Origin of the sequence: Paenibacillus spiritus, from assembly GCF_008710135.1 — a bacterium.
GTDB lineage: Bacteria > Bacillota > Bacilli > Paenibacillales > Paenibacillaceae > Paenibacillus_AQ > Paenibacillus_AQ glufosinatiresistens.
Map to the genome: position 1 here is coordinate 47075 of NZ_VYKK01000009.1, position 13666 is coordinate 60740.

Genomic DNA, 13666 nt, shown 5'->3' on the forward strand with positions numbered 1-13666 from the left:
AGAATCATGGATTGGGGACGGGCCAAAAGTGTGCTGATCTATTCGTTTCTGCTGCTGAATCTGCTGCTCTGCTATCAGCTCTGGGGAGATCTGCGCGATCAGGCCGGCGCCAGTCTGGATTTCACCTCGCTGTCCGCCGCCGCCCAGCAGGTGATGGAGGAGAAGGAGATCCGGGTCCTGAGCGTCATTCCGGCAGCGACGCCGGAGCTGCCGAACTTGAGCTACCGCTACTCGGCGGAGCCGGATGCGCCGCCGGTTGCCTTGGAGAAGCCGGTGGACAGCCGGCTGATCTTCACCTTCAGCGAGCTGACGGAGGCGCTGAAGGGGGAGATTCCCGACATCGGCGACTACCGCTTCGATTCGCTGGAGAGCGAGGCCGGACGGTTCGTGCTTCACCCGCTGGTGCAGGGCAAATGGCCGCTGTTCAGCGTCCGACTGGAGCTGATCTACAATGACCAGAAGATCGTGGCTTACCGGAAGCCGCAGATTCAGCTTGATCCCGCCGGCGGCCAGGACGAGGAGAAGCAGAAGATTCTGCCCGCGGCCAAGGCGCTGGGCAGCCTGATCGAGAAATACCTGCCGGCCGGATCAGCCGTCAAGGAGAGCAGCCTCGGTTACTACGGAGAGCTGTTCAATTCCGAGGCCCAGGTGGCGGCGCCGATGTGGCGCTTCATGCTGGAGGATGGCAGAACTTACTACGTGAACGGTATCAGCGCAGACATTATCAGTCCCAAAACAGCGGAGTGAGGAGAAACAAATCATGGGGATTTCATTTACAGTGCTGTCGAGCGGATCGACGGGCAACGCCACAGTGGTGAGAAACGGCGAGACGACGCTCATGATCGACGCCGGTCTCAGCGCCAAGCGGATCGAGGAATTGATGGCCATGCGGGAGATGACCGGACAGGAGCTGGACGGCATTCTCGTTACCCACGAGCATTCCGACCATGTCAAGGGACTTGGGGCGCTGGCCCGCAAGTACAACCTGCCGATCTATGCCAACGCCAATACCTGGGCGGCCATCGAGAAGGCGGTCGGCAACATTGAGGAGCATAACCGGATTATTCTGGAGACGGGGGAGCACCGCGACTTCGGCAGCATGCGGGTCGAGTCGTTCGCCATCTCCCACGATGCGGCGGAGCCGGTCGGATACAATTTCTACGACGGACGGGAGAAGCTCAGCGTGGCAACGGACCTCGGGTACGTCAGCGACAAGGTGAAGCTGGCCATTTCGGACGCCGACGTGCTGGTACTGGAGGCGAATCACGATATCGAGATGCTGCGGATGGGCCGTTATCCGTGGAATACGAAGCGCCGGATTCTCGGCGATATGGGGCATTTGTCCAACGATGCGGCAGGAGCGGCGCTGAGCGAAATTCTGACGGGCCGGACGAAGCGGACGTATCTCGCCCACCTCAGCCGGGACCACAACATGATCGAGCTGGCCCGGATGTCGGTGCGCGGAGCGATGGAAGACCGGGGCTGCTTCTACAAGGACCACGAATTCCGGCTCTGCGATACGTACTATGACCGGCCTACGCCATGGGATAAGGTGAGCGGGTCATAAGCGAATCCATCTGTCGGAGGGTCGCTTCGAGCTCGGAGCGCCCGATGAGCTCCTTCTGGACGAGCAGTTCAATGAGCGCGCCCAGAGCGAGGGTCAGCCGCGAGTGATCGTCCTTAAGATCGCCGAGCATGCCGGCAAAATGCACCAAATCAACAGCGGTGGAAGAGGATTGCATGGGATCAGCCTCCTGGGTAATGAATACTTGGGAACTTGTCCATAAAATCAGCCAAAACACCCCGGAACGGGTCCCGGCTGTGTTACAATGACAATGATACTTGCAGTATAGTCGCAACCATTCTGAAATATTCCCCTTGATTTCATAGACCGGCGCCGCCATGAAGGGAGAGATAGCCGTGAGCCTGTTCGATGACGATTTCTATTCAACCCGAGTCTCCTCAAAAAGCCGGAGGGAAGCCCGGGGCAGCAAGCCCCGGGGATGGACCACCAGCCGCCGGGGCCGGAGCCTGAGCACGCTCCAGATCTCTGCGCTCAGCTCGCTGCTGAGCGCCGTGGTTGCCGTCCTGCTGTTCAGCCTGCTTACCGGCCAGTTCACGCGCGAAGAAGCGTCCGGCGCGGCCGTAATTCCGCATGTGACCCAGAGCAGCGGCGATCCGTATGACCGGATCATCAAGGCGGCAGCGGCGGTGCGTCCGGCCGTCGTCAGCATCATCAATCACAAGGAAGAGGCATCCGGGAGCGAGGACGAGGAGGAGCCGCTGGACGAATCGGCACTCGGCTCCGGCGTCATCTATAAGAAGGACGCGGGCAAGGCCTATCTGATTACGAACAACCACGTCATCGACGGCGCCAGCAAGCTGGAGGTTGTTACCGTAGACGGGAAGACGCGCAAGGCGGAACTGGTAGGGGCCGACAAGGTCAGCGATATCGCGGTGCTGTCAATCGACCCTGCGGGCATTGATACGGTGGCCCAGATCGGCGATTCGTCCAAGCTGCAGCTTGGCGAGACGGTCATTGCCATCGGCAATCCGCTCGGCCTGGGCGACACGCTGACATCCGGAATCGTCAGCTACACGAACCGGACCATTCCGGTCTCGCTGAACCAGGACGGCGTCTATGACTGGGAGCAGGATGTCATCCAGACGGATGCCGCCATTAACGAAGGGAACAGCGGCGGCGCGCTGGTCGATCTCAGCGGCAAGGTGATCGGCATCAATACGATGAAGATCTCCGATACCGGCGTGGAGGGGCTCGGCTTCGCCATTCCGGCCAATGAAGTGTTACACGTAGCCGAAGAGCTGGCGGTCAAGGGCAAGATCACGAGATCATATCTTGGCGTGTATTCGGTTGATCTCAACAATCCGTATGCGCCGCTTGATAAAGACGAGCGCGCGAAGCTCAAGCTGCCCGATTCCGTGAAGGACGGAGTGGTGGTGCTTGACGCTGTGGGACCGGCCAAGAAGGCGGGACTGAAGCTGAACGATGTCATCACGAAGTTCAACGGGCAGGAGATCAAATCGACGCTTGCCCTGCGCAAGTACCTCTACAACGATACGAAGATCGGCGACAATCTGACGGTGACCTATTACCGGGAAGGTGTCGAGAAGCAGGTTACCGTGCTGCTTGAAGAGAAGCCGGAGTCCTGATTCAGGCGTTTTCGGGGGAGCCCTTTATGATGGAGAACATGCATAATTCGGACCTCCCCCGGATATCCTGATAGAGCCGTTTCATACAGGGAAGATGTCTTACAATATGTGGAACGCCATCCTTATGCAGGGGCGGGGTGACTTGCCTTTCGCGGTTTAATGTGTTAATATGAGATTAATCATAGATTGGAGACCCGAATTCTCGTATTGAAAAGGGCTGTTCCTCCAGCACGCGCAACCTTTTTCAATATGTGAATTTTCTCTTTGTGTCTAGAAGATAAAAATGAACATGTTAATTTAATTTTTGGAGGTACATCCATGCAAACAGGTACAGTTAAATGGTTCAACGCAGAGAAAGGTTTCGGCTTCATCGAAGTTGAAGGCGGAAACGACGTATTCGTTCACTTCTCCGCAATCCAGGGCGAAGGCTTCAAGACTTTGGACGAAGGACAACGCGTTGAATTCAACGTCGTTCAAGGCAACCGCGGACCGCAGGCCGAGAACGTTGTAAAACTGTAAGCATCAGAAAGACCGCCCCGCTTGAATCACCTTCAAGCCGGGGCGATTTTCATATTCAAGAAGCTATGGAACCGAGACGTATTCGACCGAAGGGGGACTCTCGCTAATGAACTATCGGAAGAAACCAATGGAAGCCGTGCCGGAAGAGAATACACCGGTCTGGGCCTGCACCAACGACAGCTGCAACGGCTGGATGCGCGACAATTTTGCGTTTGAAACCGCGCCTTCCTGTCCGCTCTGTCATTCCGAAATGGTACAGGATATGCGGATGCTGCCCCAGCTGGTGAACTCGAACGGGGATTTGAAATCGCTCAAGAAAGGGATTTCCATCTCCTGATCCGGCGGCTCGAATACTACCATACTTTCAAACACCAAGTCTCAAGACGGGAACCCCGTCTTATTTTTTTTGTACTTTGACATGTTTCCCTGGATTTTTTGTGATATTTGTCACAAATTTATTGCTTTTCCTCGCTTAAAATCCAGATTGTTGTGATTTATATCACACTTTTGGGGTCGTATTTTTGACAAAATAAAAACTACGAATTGGGGAAAAGGAAGGGGAAACTATGGACACCTTATCGCTGTCGCGCCTGCAATTTGCGACAACAACAATTTTTCACTTTTTCTTCGTACCGGTCACGATCGGTCTGGCTCTTCTGATTGCAATCATGGAGACCAAGTACGTTCGCAGCGGCAATGAAGAGTACAAGCGCATGGCTAAATTCTGGGGGAAGCTCTTCCTGGTCAACTTCGCTATCGGGGTTGTGACCGGGATACTGCAAGAATTCCAGTTCGGGATGAACTGGTCGGACTACTCCCGGTTTGTCGGCGACGTGTTCGGCGCACCGCTTGCGATCGAAGCGCTGCTGGCCTTCTTCCTGGAATCGACGTTCATCGGGATTTGGATCTTCGGCTGGGATAAAGTATCGCCGAAGGTTCATGCCCTCTGCATGTGGATGGTAACACTGGGCACGACCATGTCGGCCTACTGGATTCTGGCGGCGAACTCGTTCATGCAGCATCCGGTGGGAATGGCCATTAACAACGGCCGCGCCGAGATGAATGACTTTCTGGCGCTCATTACGAACGGCCAGGTGCTGGTGGAATTCCCGCATACCGTTCTGGGCGCATTCGCAACCGGCGCCTTCCTGGTTATCGGCATCAGCGGCTTCAAGCTGCTTCGCAAGCAGGATACGCCGTTCTTCCTGAAGTCGATGCGCATCGCCGCCATCGTGGCGATTATCTCTTCCATTGGCGTCGCTTTTGCCGGCCACTGGCAGGCTCAATACCTGGTTGAGACGCAGCCGATGAAGATGGCCGCCTCTGAAGGCCTCTGGGAGGACAGCGGCGACCCGGCTCCATGGACGCTCATCGCTTCCATTGATCCGGATAACAAGAACAGCAGCCACGAGATCAAGGTGCCTTACCTGCTGAGCTTCCTTTCTTACAGCAAATTCACCGGCGAAGTCAAGGGGATGAACACCCTTCAAGCCGAATATGAACAGAAATACGGCCCCGGCGACTACATTCCGCCGGTCCGCACGACCTTCTGGAGCTTCCGCATCATGATCCTGGCCGGCGTGCTGATGATCGGCATCAGCATGGGACTGATCTATCTGATGTGGCGCAAGAAGCTGGAGGCAGCCAAGAACTGGTTCTGGCGCATCTGCTTCGCGGGTCTGCTGCTGCCGCCGATTGCCAATACGGCAGGCTGGATGATGACGGAGTTCGGACGCCAGCCGTGGACGGTCTTCGGCTACCTGACGACGAAGGACTCCGTTTCGCCGAACGTAACCGCCGGACAGGTGCTCTTCTCGGTCATTACGTTCAATACCCTCTACGGCATTCTGCTCTGCGTGCTGGTCTATCTGTTCGTGAAGATTATCAAGAAGGGTCCGTATCAAATGGAAGAAGAGCTTCATCACGACGACCCATACAAGAAGAAGGGGTGAGAACATGTCACTTAACGAGCTTTGGTTTGTACTGATTGCGGTTCTCTTCGTCGGATTTTTCTTCCTGGAGGGCTTCGACTTCGGCGTCGGCATGCAGTCGCAGATGCTGGCGAAGAATGAGACGGAACGCCGGATTATGATTAACTCCATCGGCCCGTTCTGGGATGCCAATGAAGTATGGCTCATCACCGGAGGCGGCGCGATGTTCGCGGCTTTCCCGAATTGGTACGCCACGCTGTTCAGCGGCTTCTACGTGCCGTTCGTGCTGGCGCTGATCGGACTGATTCTGCGCGGCGTCGCCTTCGAATACCGGGGCAAAGCGAAGTCGGCCGGCTGGAAAAAAACCTGGGATGCTTCGATTCTGATCGGAAGCTTCCTGACTCCGTTCCTGCTCGCCATCGTGTTCGCGAGCTTCATCAAAGGACTGCCGATTGACGGAGATATGCAGATGCGCGCCGACTTCTTCGGCGACATTGTGAACGTCTACACCGTGCTGGCCGGACTGACCGTGGTGATGCTCTGCAACGTTCACGGCCTGCTCTTCACCGCGCTGCGGACATACGGCGAACTGCAGGAACGCGCCCGCAAGCGGGCGCAGGTGCTGCTGGTTCCGACCGGCGCGTTGCTGCTGGCTTTTGTCATCATGACCTATGCGCAGACGGATATCTTCGAGGTACGCGGCGCGCTGCTGTGGGCGATCGTAATCGTCGGCATTGCCGCCTTCGTGCTGGCCGGTTACTTTGCCAAGAAACGGCGCGACGGCTGGGCCTTCGGCATGACGGGAGCGGTGCTCGGCCTGTCGGTTATCTCAGTCTTCGTCGGACTGTTCCCGAGAGTCATGGTGAGCTCGCTTGGCGAAGCGTTCAACCTGACGATTACGAATGCCGCTTCGGGTCACTATTCGTTGAAGGTCATGACCATTGTGGCGCTGACTCTGCTGCCATTCGTGCTCGGTTATCAGGCCTGGAGCTATTTTGTCTTCCACAAACGGCTTAGCGACAAGGAGAATATGGAATATTAATGGATAAGAATCTGCTTGGGTACAAAGGAGTCAAGCCGGTCTTCATGATCGTCGGCTTCCTGACCCTGGTGCAGAGCCTGTCTATCATTCTGCTGGCCAAATGGCTGGCAGAGGCCGTATCCGCGCTGTTCGCGGGCGGAGCGCTGAAGGAACAATGGGGCACTGCGCTGTTGTTCCTTCTTGCGTTTCTGGTCCGCCAGGCGTGCGGGACGCTGATGAGCCGGGTGGCCTACCGCTTCGCAGAAGCGACCGGCAGCAGCCTGCGGCGGGAAATGATGGACAAGCTGTTCGCACTGGGACCGCGGGGAGTGGCCGACAAAGGCACCGGCAATCTCGTAACCTTGTCGCTGGAGGGGGTCACCAAGTTCCGGAACTACCTGGAACTCATTATCCCCCGCATGGTCGGCATGGGCATAACGCCGTGGCTGCTGCTTCTCTATATCTACACGCTGGATGTCCGCAGCGGCGTAATTCTGACGGTGACAATGCCGATTATCGTCGTCTTTATGATTCTCATCGGCACGACCGCCCAGAAGCATATGGACCGCCAGCTTGCCTCCTACCGGACGCTGGCGAATCATTTTGTCGATTCGCTGCGCGGGCTGGAGACACTAAAGTTCCTCGGCCGCAGCAAGGATCACATCAAGAGCATCGCGGAAGTCAGCGACCGCTACCGCTCGGCGACGATGAAGACGCTGCGCGTCGCCTTCCTGTCGTCGTTCGCGCTGGATTTCTTCACGATGCTGTCGGTGGCTACGGTGGCCGTCAGCCTGGGCCTGCGGCTGGTGAACGAGAACATGACGCTCGTTACCGCGCTGACGGTTCTTATTCTGGCGCCGGAATACTTCCTTCCGGTCCGGCTGGTGGGCGCAGACTTCCACGCGACGCTGGACGGCAAGGAAGCCGGAGCCGCGATGAAAGAACTGACCGAGCGGAAGACGGAGACGGCGGTTCTGCTCGGCGAAGAGCCGGCCGCCGTGCGTGCGGCCGGAGCAGGCGCGGCCGCAGCGGAGGAAGCGGCCGGTTCCAAGGCGAAGCCGCCGGGCGGGGCATCCAAGACCGCCGCGCCGCCTGCGGGCGGCTCCGCGCTCCCGGCGGATTACCGCTGGAGCGCAAGCAGCCGGCTTGAGCTGCGCGGCGTCGGCGTGGCGCACGAGACGGACGGCCCGGCTTCGCTGGCCGGCGTCAGCCTGAGCTTCGCCGGTACGGGCAGGATCGGCATTATCGGCGAGAGCGGCGCGGGCAAATCGACGCTCATCGACGTGCTTGGGGGCTTCCTGCACCCGAGCGGGGGCGAGGCCGTGCTGGACGGCCGCCGGTTAAGCGGGCTGACCGACGATGCCTGGCGCCGCCAGGTGTCGTACATCCCGCAGCGTCCGTATTTGTTCAGCGGCACGCTTGCCGAGAACGTGGCCTTCTATGAGCCGGACGCTTCCCGCGAAGCGGTAACCCGGGCGCTGGCCGGCGCGGGACTTGCGTCGCTTGCGGCGTCGCTGCCTGCCGGGCTGGACGAGCCGATCGGCAGCGGCGGCCGCGCGCTGAGCGGCGGCCAGGCGCAGCGGGTGGCGCTCGCGCGGGCGCTCCTTAACCCGCGGCCGGTTCTGCTGCTCGATGAGCCGACGGCGCACCTGGACATTGAGACCGAGTACGAGCTGAAAGAGACGCTGCTGCCGCTGTTCCAGGGCAAGCTCGTCTTTCTCGCGACGCACCGGCTGCACTGGATGCAGGATATGGACGTCATTGTCGTTATGGAAGGCGGAAGCGTGGCGGAGACCGGGAGCCACGAAGAGCTTTTGGTGCGCAGGGGCGCATATTACCGGTTGATTCAATCACAGCGGGAGGGAATGCATTGAAACGGGAAAGCTGGCTGACCCCATATGTCTCGTCCTATCTCGGACGGTTCCTCCTGATTGTGCTGCTGGGCGGACTGACGGTGTTCTCGGCCTCGTCGCTGATGTACACGTCGGGCTTTCTGATCTCGAAGGCGTCGATTCCGCCGGAAAATATTCTGCTGATCTATGTCCCGATCGTCGGTGTTCGGGCCTTCGGCACAAGCCGGGCCGTGATCCACTACGTGGAGCGGCTCGTCAGCCATGACACCATTCTCCGCGTGCTCTCGCGGATGCGCGTGCGGCTCTACCGGATTCTGGAGCCCCAGGCGCTGCTGTTGTCGTCGCGGTTCCGAACCGGAGACATTCTCGGCATGCTGGCCGACGATATCGAATATTTGCAGAACGTGTATCTGCGCACCGTATTTCCAAGCATTATCGCCCTGCTGCTGTACGCCGCCTCGGTAATTGCCATCGGGACGTTCGACATCCGCTTCGCGGTCGTTGTCGGGCTGTACATTCTGGTGCTGGTCGCCGTGCTGCCGCTGGTTTCGCTGCTTCTGACGCACCGGCGCCAGGAATCGGTGAAGCAGCAGCGCAACGCGCTCTACCAGAAGCTGACCGACGCCGTGCTCGGCATGGGCGACTGGGTCATCAGCGGCCGCCAGAGCCGGTTCGTCGAGACCTATGAGGCCGATGAACGGACGGTGGCCCGGGCAGATGCAGCGCTGCGGCGCTGGGCCCGGCTGCGCCTGTTCCTGGCCCACGCCGTCGTCGGCATCGCGGTGGTGTCGATGCTGATGTGGTCCGGGGGCGAATTCGCGGACGGGAATATTCCCGGCACGCTGATCGCGGCCTTCGTCCTGGTCGTCTTCCCGGCGGCGGACGCCTTCCTTCCCGTCTCCGACGCGGTGGAGAAGATTCCGCAGTACCGCAACTCGCTGCGGCGGCTGGAGAGCATTGAGACAGCCGAAGCGGACGGGGAAGAGAACAACGGGACAGGAACGAGAAGAGCGTCAGAGACTGGAGCCGGAGAGACCGAACCGGCGGCAGACACCGGCGATACGGCCGCGGCGAATGCTGCCCGAATAGAGTCGGCACCGATTTCGCTCCAGCGTTTGTCGTACCGCTATGATGCAGGCGGCGAATGGGCGCTTCGGGACCTCAGCCTGGAGGTGCCGCAGGGACGGCGCATTGCGGTCCTGGGCCGGAGCGGAGCGGGCAAATCGACGCTGCTGAAGCTGATTCAGGGCGCGCTCCGTCCGGTGGAAGGCCGGGCCCTGATCGCCGGCCGGGATGCCGCCGGTTATGGCGACCGCATTCCGGACGTGCTGTCCGTCCTGAACCAGAGCCCGCATCTGTTCGACACGACGGTGGCGAACAACATCCGGCTCGGCCGCCCGCTGGCGACGGACGCGGAGATTGCCGCCGCCGGGGAGCAGGCCCGGCTCGGCGAACTGATTGCGTCGCTGCCGCAGAGCTACGACACGCCGGTGCGCGAAGCCGGCCAGCGCTTCTCCGGCGGCGAACGCCAGCGGATCGCGCTGGCGCGGATTCTGCTGCAGAACACGCCGGTGATTCTGCTCGACGAGCCGACGGTCGGGCTGGACCCGCGCACCGAGCGCGAGCTGCTGGCGACGCTGTTCGCCGCGACCGCGGGCAAAACGGTCATCTGGGTCACCCATCATCTCGTGGGTGTGGAGAACATGGACGAAGTGCTGTTCGTCGAGAACAGAACCCTCGTCATGCGCGGCACGCACGCCGAGCTGCTGGAGCGCGAGCCGCGCTACCGGCGGCTCTACGAGCTGGACTGCCCGGAACGGTTCATCCCGGAACAGGCCTGACCGGGGGCGCCGACAGGACGGGTCCGGGAGGTTCCGATTCATGAGGCCGCAATTCACGACGTCCCGATCCAGGATGTCACTCCGTTATCGCGGTCTGGTGTGGTCACCCCTTTGCTGGTAGCTTCGGTCCGTCAAGGACCCTTCAATCTCGGCCGGATGGCCGGCCGCACGGCGGGGATGCTTCCTCGCTGTGCGGCTTTTTGTGTTGAGATTCCATCCAGAAGGAGGGAATATCCAACACAAGGAGGGGACCAGAATGGGTCGAAAAACATTCACAGACGCCGAAATCCGGCTGCTGTCGCTCAATGCGAACGTGCTGCATGTCAGCGAGAAGAGCATCACTTATGCGCCGGCGTTCAAGCTGGCGGCGGTGCAAGCTTACCTCGGCGGGATGATGCCGCAGGAGATTTTCTTCTGGGGCGGCTTCGAGCTGGATCTGATCGGCAGACGCAAGCCGAAGGCATGTCTGAAGCGCTGGCGGGATATCTACGCGCAGTACGGAGAGGCGGGGCTGCTGGAGGAGCGCCGGGGTTTCTATGCGGCGCCGGAACGGCGGGAGGCGGGGATGGAGCAGCTGCCAGTCCCAGGCCCGGTAGACCGCAAGCTTAGGGAACCGTGGGAAGAAGAAGGCCCGCCCTGCGGGGCGGAGCTGCTTTTTGAGAGGGAAGAGAGAGACATAGGCTCCAGCCCGTATGAGCAGCGTCCCTGGCAACTGGACAGCCCGGAACGAAAAAACCGCTGAATCAAGGCGTTGACAAAACCGTAAATTCCCGTTAAATTGATCTCATTATTCATATCAATTAACTTGGTAATGGGGGCGGAACAATGGGGAACATCGACAACAATCTGGTGCATGCCATTCAGACCAACGGGTACGGGTTCATCGTCTCGCTGCTGATCTTCGGTCTTCTGTACGGCTTGGCGCGCAAGCGCGTCGGCTTCGGCCTGCGGGTCATTCTGGCTCTGGGAATCGGGCTGGCGGTCGGCGTTCTCTTTCAGAACCTGGAACTGAAGACCGATGCCATCTCGACGTTCGGCAGCATCTACGTCAGCCTGATCCGCATGCTGGTCATACCGCTCGTGTTCGTCCTCGTGCTGAACAGCATTTCTTCGCTGTCGAGCCTGGAGTATCTGCGCAAAATCGGCTTCAAAACCTTCGCCTGGTTCCTCGGAACCACCGGCATCGCCTCTCTGATCGGCCTGGGGATTGCCCTGCTGTTCAATCCAGGCAGCGGCATTCAGCAGGAGACGCCGGCGGATTTTGCCGCCCGCGAGATTCCGACGTTCTCTGAAGTCGTGCTGGACCTGGTTCCGTCCAACCCCGTCAGCCAGGCGGCCGACGGCAAAGTGGTGCCGATTCTGATCTTTGCCATCTTCCTGGCCGTTGCCATTCTGAAGGTAGGCGCGAAGAAGCCGGAGGCCGTCAAGCCGGTCCGCGACCTGATCGAATCGCTGACCCAGGTGCTTCACCAAGTCGTGAAGTTCGTCATCCGCCTGACGCCGTATGGCGTGTACGCCCTGATCGCAGGCATCACCGCCCGCTATGGCTGGGAGACGCTGCAGGAGCTGGGCAATGTGATTCTGGCGTCGTATGCCGCGCTGATCCTGCATTTTGTGCTCGTCTTCGGCGGACTGGTGCTGCTGGTCGCGAAGGTCAACCCGATCCGCTTCTTCCGCAAAGTGTATCCGACGGTCACCGTCGCCTTCACAACCCGGAGCAGCTATGCAACGCTGCCGGTCAATCTGGAGGTCATTACGAAGCGGCTGTACGTCTCGCCGCGGATCGCAAGCTTCGTCGCGCCGCTCGGAGCTTCCGTCAACTTCAACGGCTGCGGCGGCGTCTGGCCGGCCATTGTGGCCGTCTTCACCGCCCAGGTATTCGGCATCGACCTGTCGCTCACCGATTATGTGACGCTGGTGCTGGTCAGCATCATCTCCTCAATCGGCGTGGCCGGGGTTCCCGGACCGGCGGTCATCTCGACAACGGTCGTGCTGACCGCCCTGGGACTGCCGCTTGAAGGCATCGCCATCGTCGCCGGCGTCGAAGCGCTGATTGACATGGGCCGGACCGCGGTCAACGCGACCGGGACCGCCGTCACGGCCCTGCTGGTGGCGAGCTCCGAGGGCGAGTTCGACCGCGAGGCGTTCAACCGGGACGGCGCCGACGAGGAGATTCTGCTGAACGCGGCGGGCTGACGGTCCGCCCGGCGGCGGGCCAGGTCCGCAGGCCGGCGGGAAGCCGGGGTTGTCCGGGCCTGGCCGAGCCAGGCCGCAATGGATAAATCAGGATGGCCGCCTGCGGGCGGCCATTTCTTTTTGGCCGAGGATGTGGTAGAACTAAAGGTGACACAGCGGCGCCGGCGCGCCGGACAAGAAAGGGATGCGAAGAGCTTACATGTATGTCGTGTGCAAGGAACACCTGGAGCTGGCGATTGACCAATTCGTGGACGAGTATGAGGATGCCCCGGACGTGGTCGACTTGAAGGATACGGAATTCTCGGACTGGGACCCGCCGGCCAAGTGCGCGGAGTGCGAGAAGAATGCGGAATATTTGGTGGTCTAAGACAGAGAACTCCATGCCGGCGGCATGGAGTTTTTGACTATAGCGAGATGAGAGGAATGCTGCATATGCTGGTTCAGATTATCGGAGTAGGCAAGCTGAAGGAGAAGTACCTGATCGACGGGATCGCGGAGTATGCGAAGCGGCTGACGCCGTACGTGAAGTTCCAGATTATCGAGGTCCCCGACGAAAAAGCGCCCGACTCCCTCAGCGACGCCGAGGTCGCGCAGGTCAAGACCCGCGAGGGCGAACGCATCCTCGCGCACGTCAAGGGCGAGGCGCATGTCATCGCCCTCGCCATCGACGGCAAGCTCTGGAGCTCCGAGGAGCTTGCCGCTGAACTCGACCGGCTCGGCACCTACGGGACGAGCCATGTCGTCTTCGTCATCGGAGGCAGCCACGGCCTCTCCGATGACGTGATGCGCCGCGCCCAGCAGCGCATGAGCTTCGGGCGCATGACGCTGCCCCACCAGCTCATGCGGCTGGTGCTGACGGAGCAGATTTACCGGGCGGTGAAGATTAATCGGGGGGAACCGTATCATAAGTAGGGCGAAATATGCTATCCTAAACTATAACGCTTGTGCTGTTCTTGCATATATCAACAGGCTGTGTGAATTACTTCGTCGAGCTGTTTATACTTACCGAGCAGCTTGGAAAGGAGTTTGGAGACTGCTTGAAATCAATCAAGGCTTGCATTGAATAAGAAAAAAGCCCTCGTCATAAGTGAACTGTGACCCACAAGAAGGACACTTTGAAAAAAGTGACCCCTC

14 protein-coding genes are annotated in these 13666 nt (G+C 59.7%); 13 read left to right on the forward strand and 1 reads right to left on the reverse strand.

Translation table 11 applies throughout. From position 1 onward, the window contains the following. Positions 1 to 6 precede the first annotated feature (6 nt). Positions 7 to 747, forward strand: a complete 741-nt coding sequence (yycI, locus tag F4V43_RS08830) for a two-component system regulatory protein YycI (protein WP_150457881.1) — start codon at positions 7 to 9, stop codon at positions 745 to 747. A 13-nt stretch (positions 748 to 760) separates the two neighbouring features. Continuing rightward, a complete protein-coding gene (locus F4V43_RS08835) occupies positions 761 to 1567 on the forward strand; it encodes an MBL fold metallo-hydrolase (protein ID WP_150457882.1) in 807 nt (268 codons plus the stop codon). Here the strand turns inward: F4V43_RS08835 and F4V43_RS08840 are convergent. Beyond that, positions 1536 to 1742: a hypothetical protein gene (locus F4V43_RS08840; protein ID WP_150457883.1), complete on the reverse strand. Its 207-nt coding sequence runs from the start codon at positions 1740 to 1742 to the stop codon at positions 1536 to 1538. The genes F4V43_RS08835 and F4V43_RS08840 overlap by 32 nt on opposite strands. 178 nt (positions 1743 to 1920) lie before the next feature. Here F4V43_RS08840 and F4V43_RS08845 point away from each other — a divergent pair, with 178 nt between their 5' ends. The 11 genes from F4V43_RS08845 (at position 1921) to rlmH (ending at position 13444) form a co-directional block, all read left to right on the forward strand. Beyond that, entirely contained in the window at positions 1921 to 3171 is a 1251-nt protein-coding gene (locus F4V43_RS08845) for a S1C family serine protease (protein WP_150457884.1), read from the forward strand. A gap of 318 nt (positions 3172 to 3489) precedes the next feature. Beyond that, positions 3490 to 3690: a cold-shock protein gene (locus F4V43_RS08850; protein WP_150457885.1), complete on the forward strand. Its 201-nt coding sequence runs from the start codon at positions 3490 to 3492 to the stop codon at positions 3688 to 3690. A gap of 106 nt (positions 3691 to 3796) precedes the next feature. After that, the gene (locus tag F4V43_RS08855; RefSeq protein ID WP_150457886.1) at positions 3797 to 4027 is read left to right on the forward strand and encodes a cold-shock protein; all 231 of its coding nucleotides are present in this window, start codon (positions 3797 to 3799) and stop codon (positions 4025 to 4027) included. A gap of 229 nt (positions 4028 to 4256) precedes the next feature. Then, a complete protein-coding gene (locus F4V43_RS08860; protein WP_150457887.1) occupies positions 4257 to 5642 on the forward strand; it encodes a cytochrome ubiquinol oxidase subunit I in 1386 nt (461 codons plus the stop codon). 4 nt (positions 5643 to 5646) lie between these two features. Further along, positions 5647 to 6663, forward strand: coding sequence for a cytochrome d ubiquinol oxidase subunit II (cydB, locus tag F4V43_RS08865; protein ID WP_150457888.1), 1017 nt, complete (start codon positions 5647 to 5649; stop codon positions 6661 to 6663). After that, a complete protein-coding gene (cydD, locus tag F4V43_RS08870; protein ID WP_150457889.1) occupies positions 6663 to 8516 on the forward strand; it encodes a thiol reductant ABC exporter subunit CydD in 1854 nt (617 codons plus the stop codon). Before cydB ends, cydD begins: the two co-directional genes overlap by 1 nt. Then, entirely contained in the window at positions 8513 to 10336 is a 1824-nt protein-coding gene (gene cydC / locus F4V43_RS08875) for a thiol reductant ABC exporter subunit CydC (protein WP_150457890.1), read from the forward strand. Before cydD ends, cydC begins: the two co-directional genes overlap by 4 nt. 256 nt (positions 10337 to 10592) lie before the next feature. Then, a complete protein-coding gene (locus F4V43_RS08880) occupies positions 10593 to 11078 on the forward strand; it encodes a hypothetical protein (RefSeq protein WP_150457891.1) in 486 nt (161 codons plus the stop codon). A gap of 83 nt (positions 11079 to 11161) precedes the next feature. Next, positions 11162 to 12532 (forward strand): dicarboxylate/amino acid:cation symporter, encoded by a 1371-nt coding sequence (locus F4V43_RS08885; protein WP_191089532.1) that lies wholly within the window; start codon positions 11162 to 11164, stop codon positions 12530 to 12532. Positions 12533 to 12731: 199 nt separating this feature from the next. Next, entirely contained in the window at positions 12732 to 12899 is a 168-nt protein-coding gene (locus F4V43_RS08890) for a CxxH/CxxC protein (protein ID WP_150457897.1), read from the forward strand. Between the two features lie 65 nt (positions 12900 to 12964). Beyond that, positions 12965 to 13444 (forward strand): 23S rRNA (pseudouridine(1915)-N(3))-methyltransferase RlmH, encoded by a 480-nt coding sequence (gene rlmH, locus F4V43_RS08895; RefSeq protein WP_150457892.1) that lies wholly within the window; start codon positions 12965 to 12967, stop codon positions 13442 to 13444. Positions 13445 to 13666 lie beyond the last annotated feature (222 nt).

What these genes read in the sequence shown, in the direction of transcription:
- yycI (WP_150457881.1), top strand. Translation starts at nt 7, where the DNA reads ATGGATTGGGGACGGGCCAAAAGTGTGCTGATCTATTCGTTTCTGCTG.
- F4V43_RS08835 (WP_150457882.1), top strand. Translation starts at nt 761, where the DNA reads ATGGGGATTTCATTTACAGTGCTGTCGAGCGGATCGACGGGCAACGCC.
- F4V43_RS08840 (WP_150457883.1), bottom strand. Translation starts at nt 1,742, where the DNA reads ATGCAATCCTCTTCCACCGCTGTTGATTTGGTGCATTTTGCCGGCATG.
- F4V43_RS08850 (WP_150457885.1), top strand. Translation starts at nt 3,490, where the DNA reads ATGCAAACAGGTACAGTTAAATGGTTCAACGCAGAGAAAGGTTTCGGC.
- F4V43_RS08855 (WP_150457886.1), top strand. Translation starts at nt 3,797, where the DNA reads ATGAACTATCGGAAGAAACCAATGGAAGCCGTGCCGGAAGAGAATACA.
- F4V43_RS08860 (WP_150457887.1), top strand. Translation starts at nt 4,257, where the DNA reads ATGGACACCTTATCGCTGTCGCGCCTGCAATTTGCGACAACAACAATT.
- cydB (WP_150457888.1), top strand. Translation starts at nt 5,647, where the DNA reads ATGTCACTTAACGAGCTTTGGTTTGTACTGATTGCGGTTCTCTTCGTC.
- cydD (WP_150457889.1), top strand. Translation starts at nt 6,663, where the DNA reads ATGGATAAGAATCTGCTTGGGTACAAAGGAGTCAAGCCGGTCTTCATG.
- F4V43_RS08880 (WP_150457891.1), top strand. Translation starts at nt 10,593, where the DNA reads ATGGGTCGAAAAACATTCACAGACGCCGAAATCCGGCTGCTGTCGCTC.
- F4V43_RS08885 (WP_191089532.1), top strand. Translation starts at nt 11,162, where the DNA reads ATGGGGAACATCGACAACAATCTGGTGCATGCCATTCAGACCAACGGG.
- F4V43_RS08890 (WP_150457897.1), top strand. Translation starts at nt 12,732, where the DNA reads ATGTATGTCGTGTGCAAGGAACACCTGGAGCTGGCGATTGACCAATTC.
- rlmH (WP_150457892.1), top strand. Translation starts at nt 12,965, where the DNA reads ATGCTGGTTCAGATTATCGGAGTAGGCAAGCTGAAGGAGAAGTACCTG.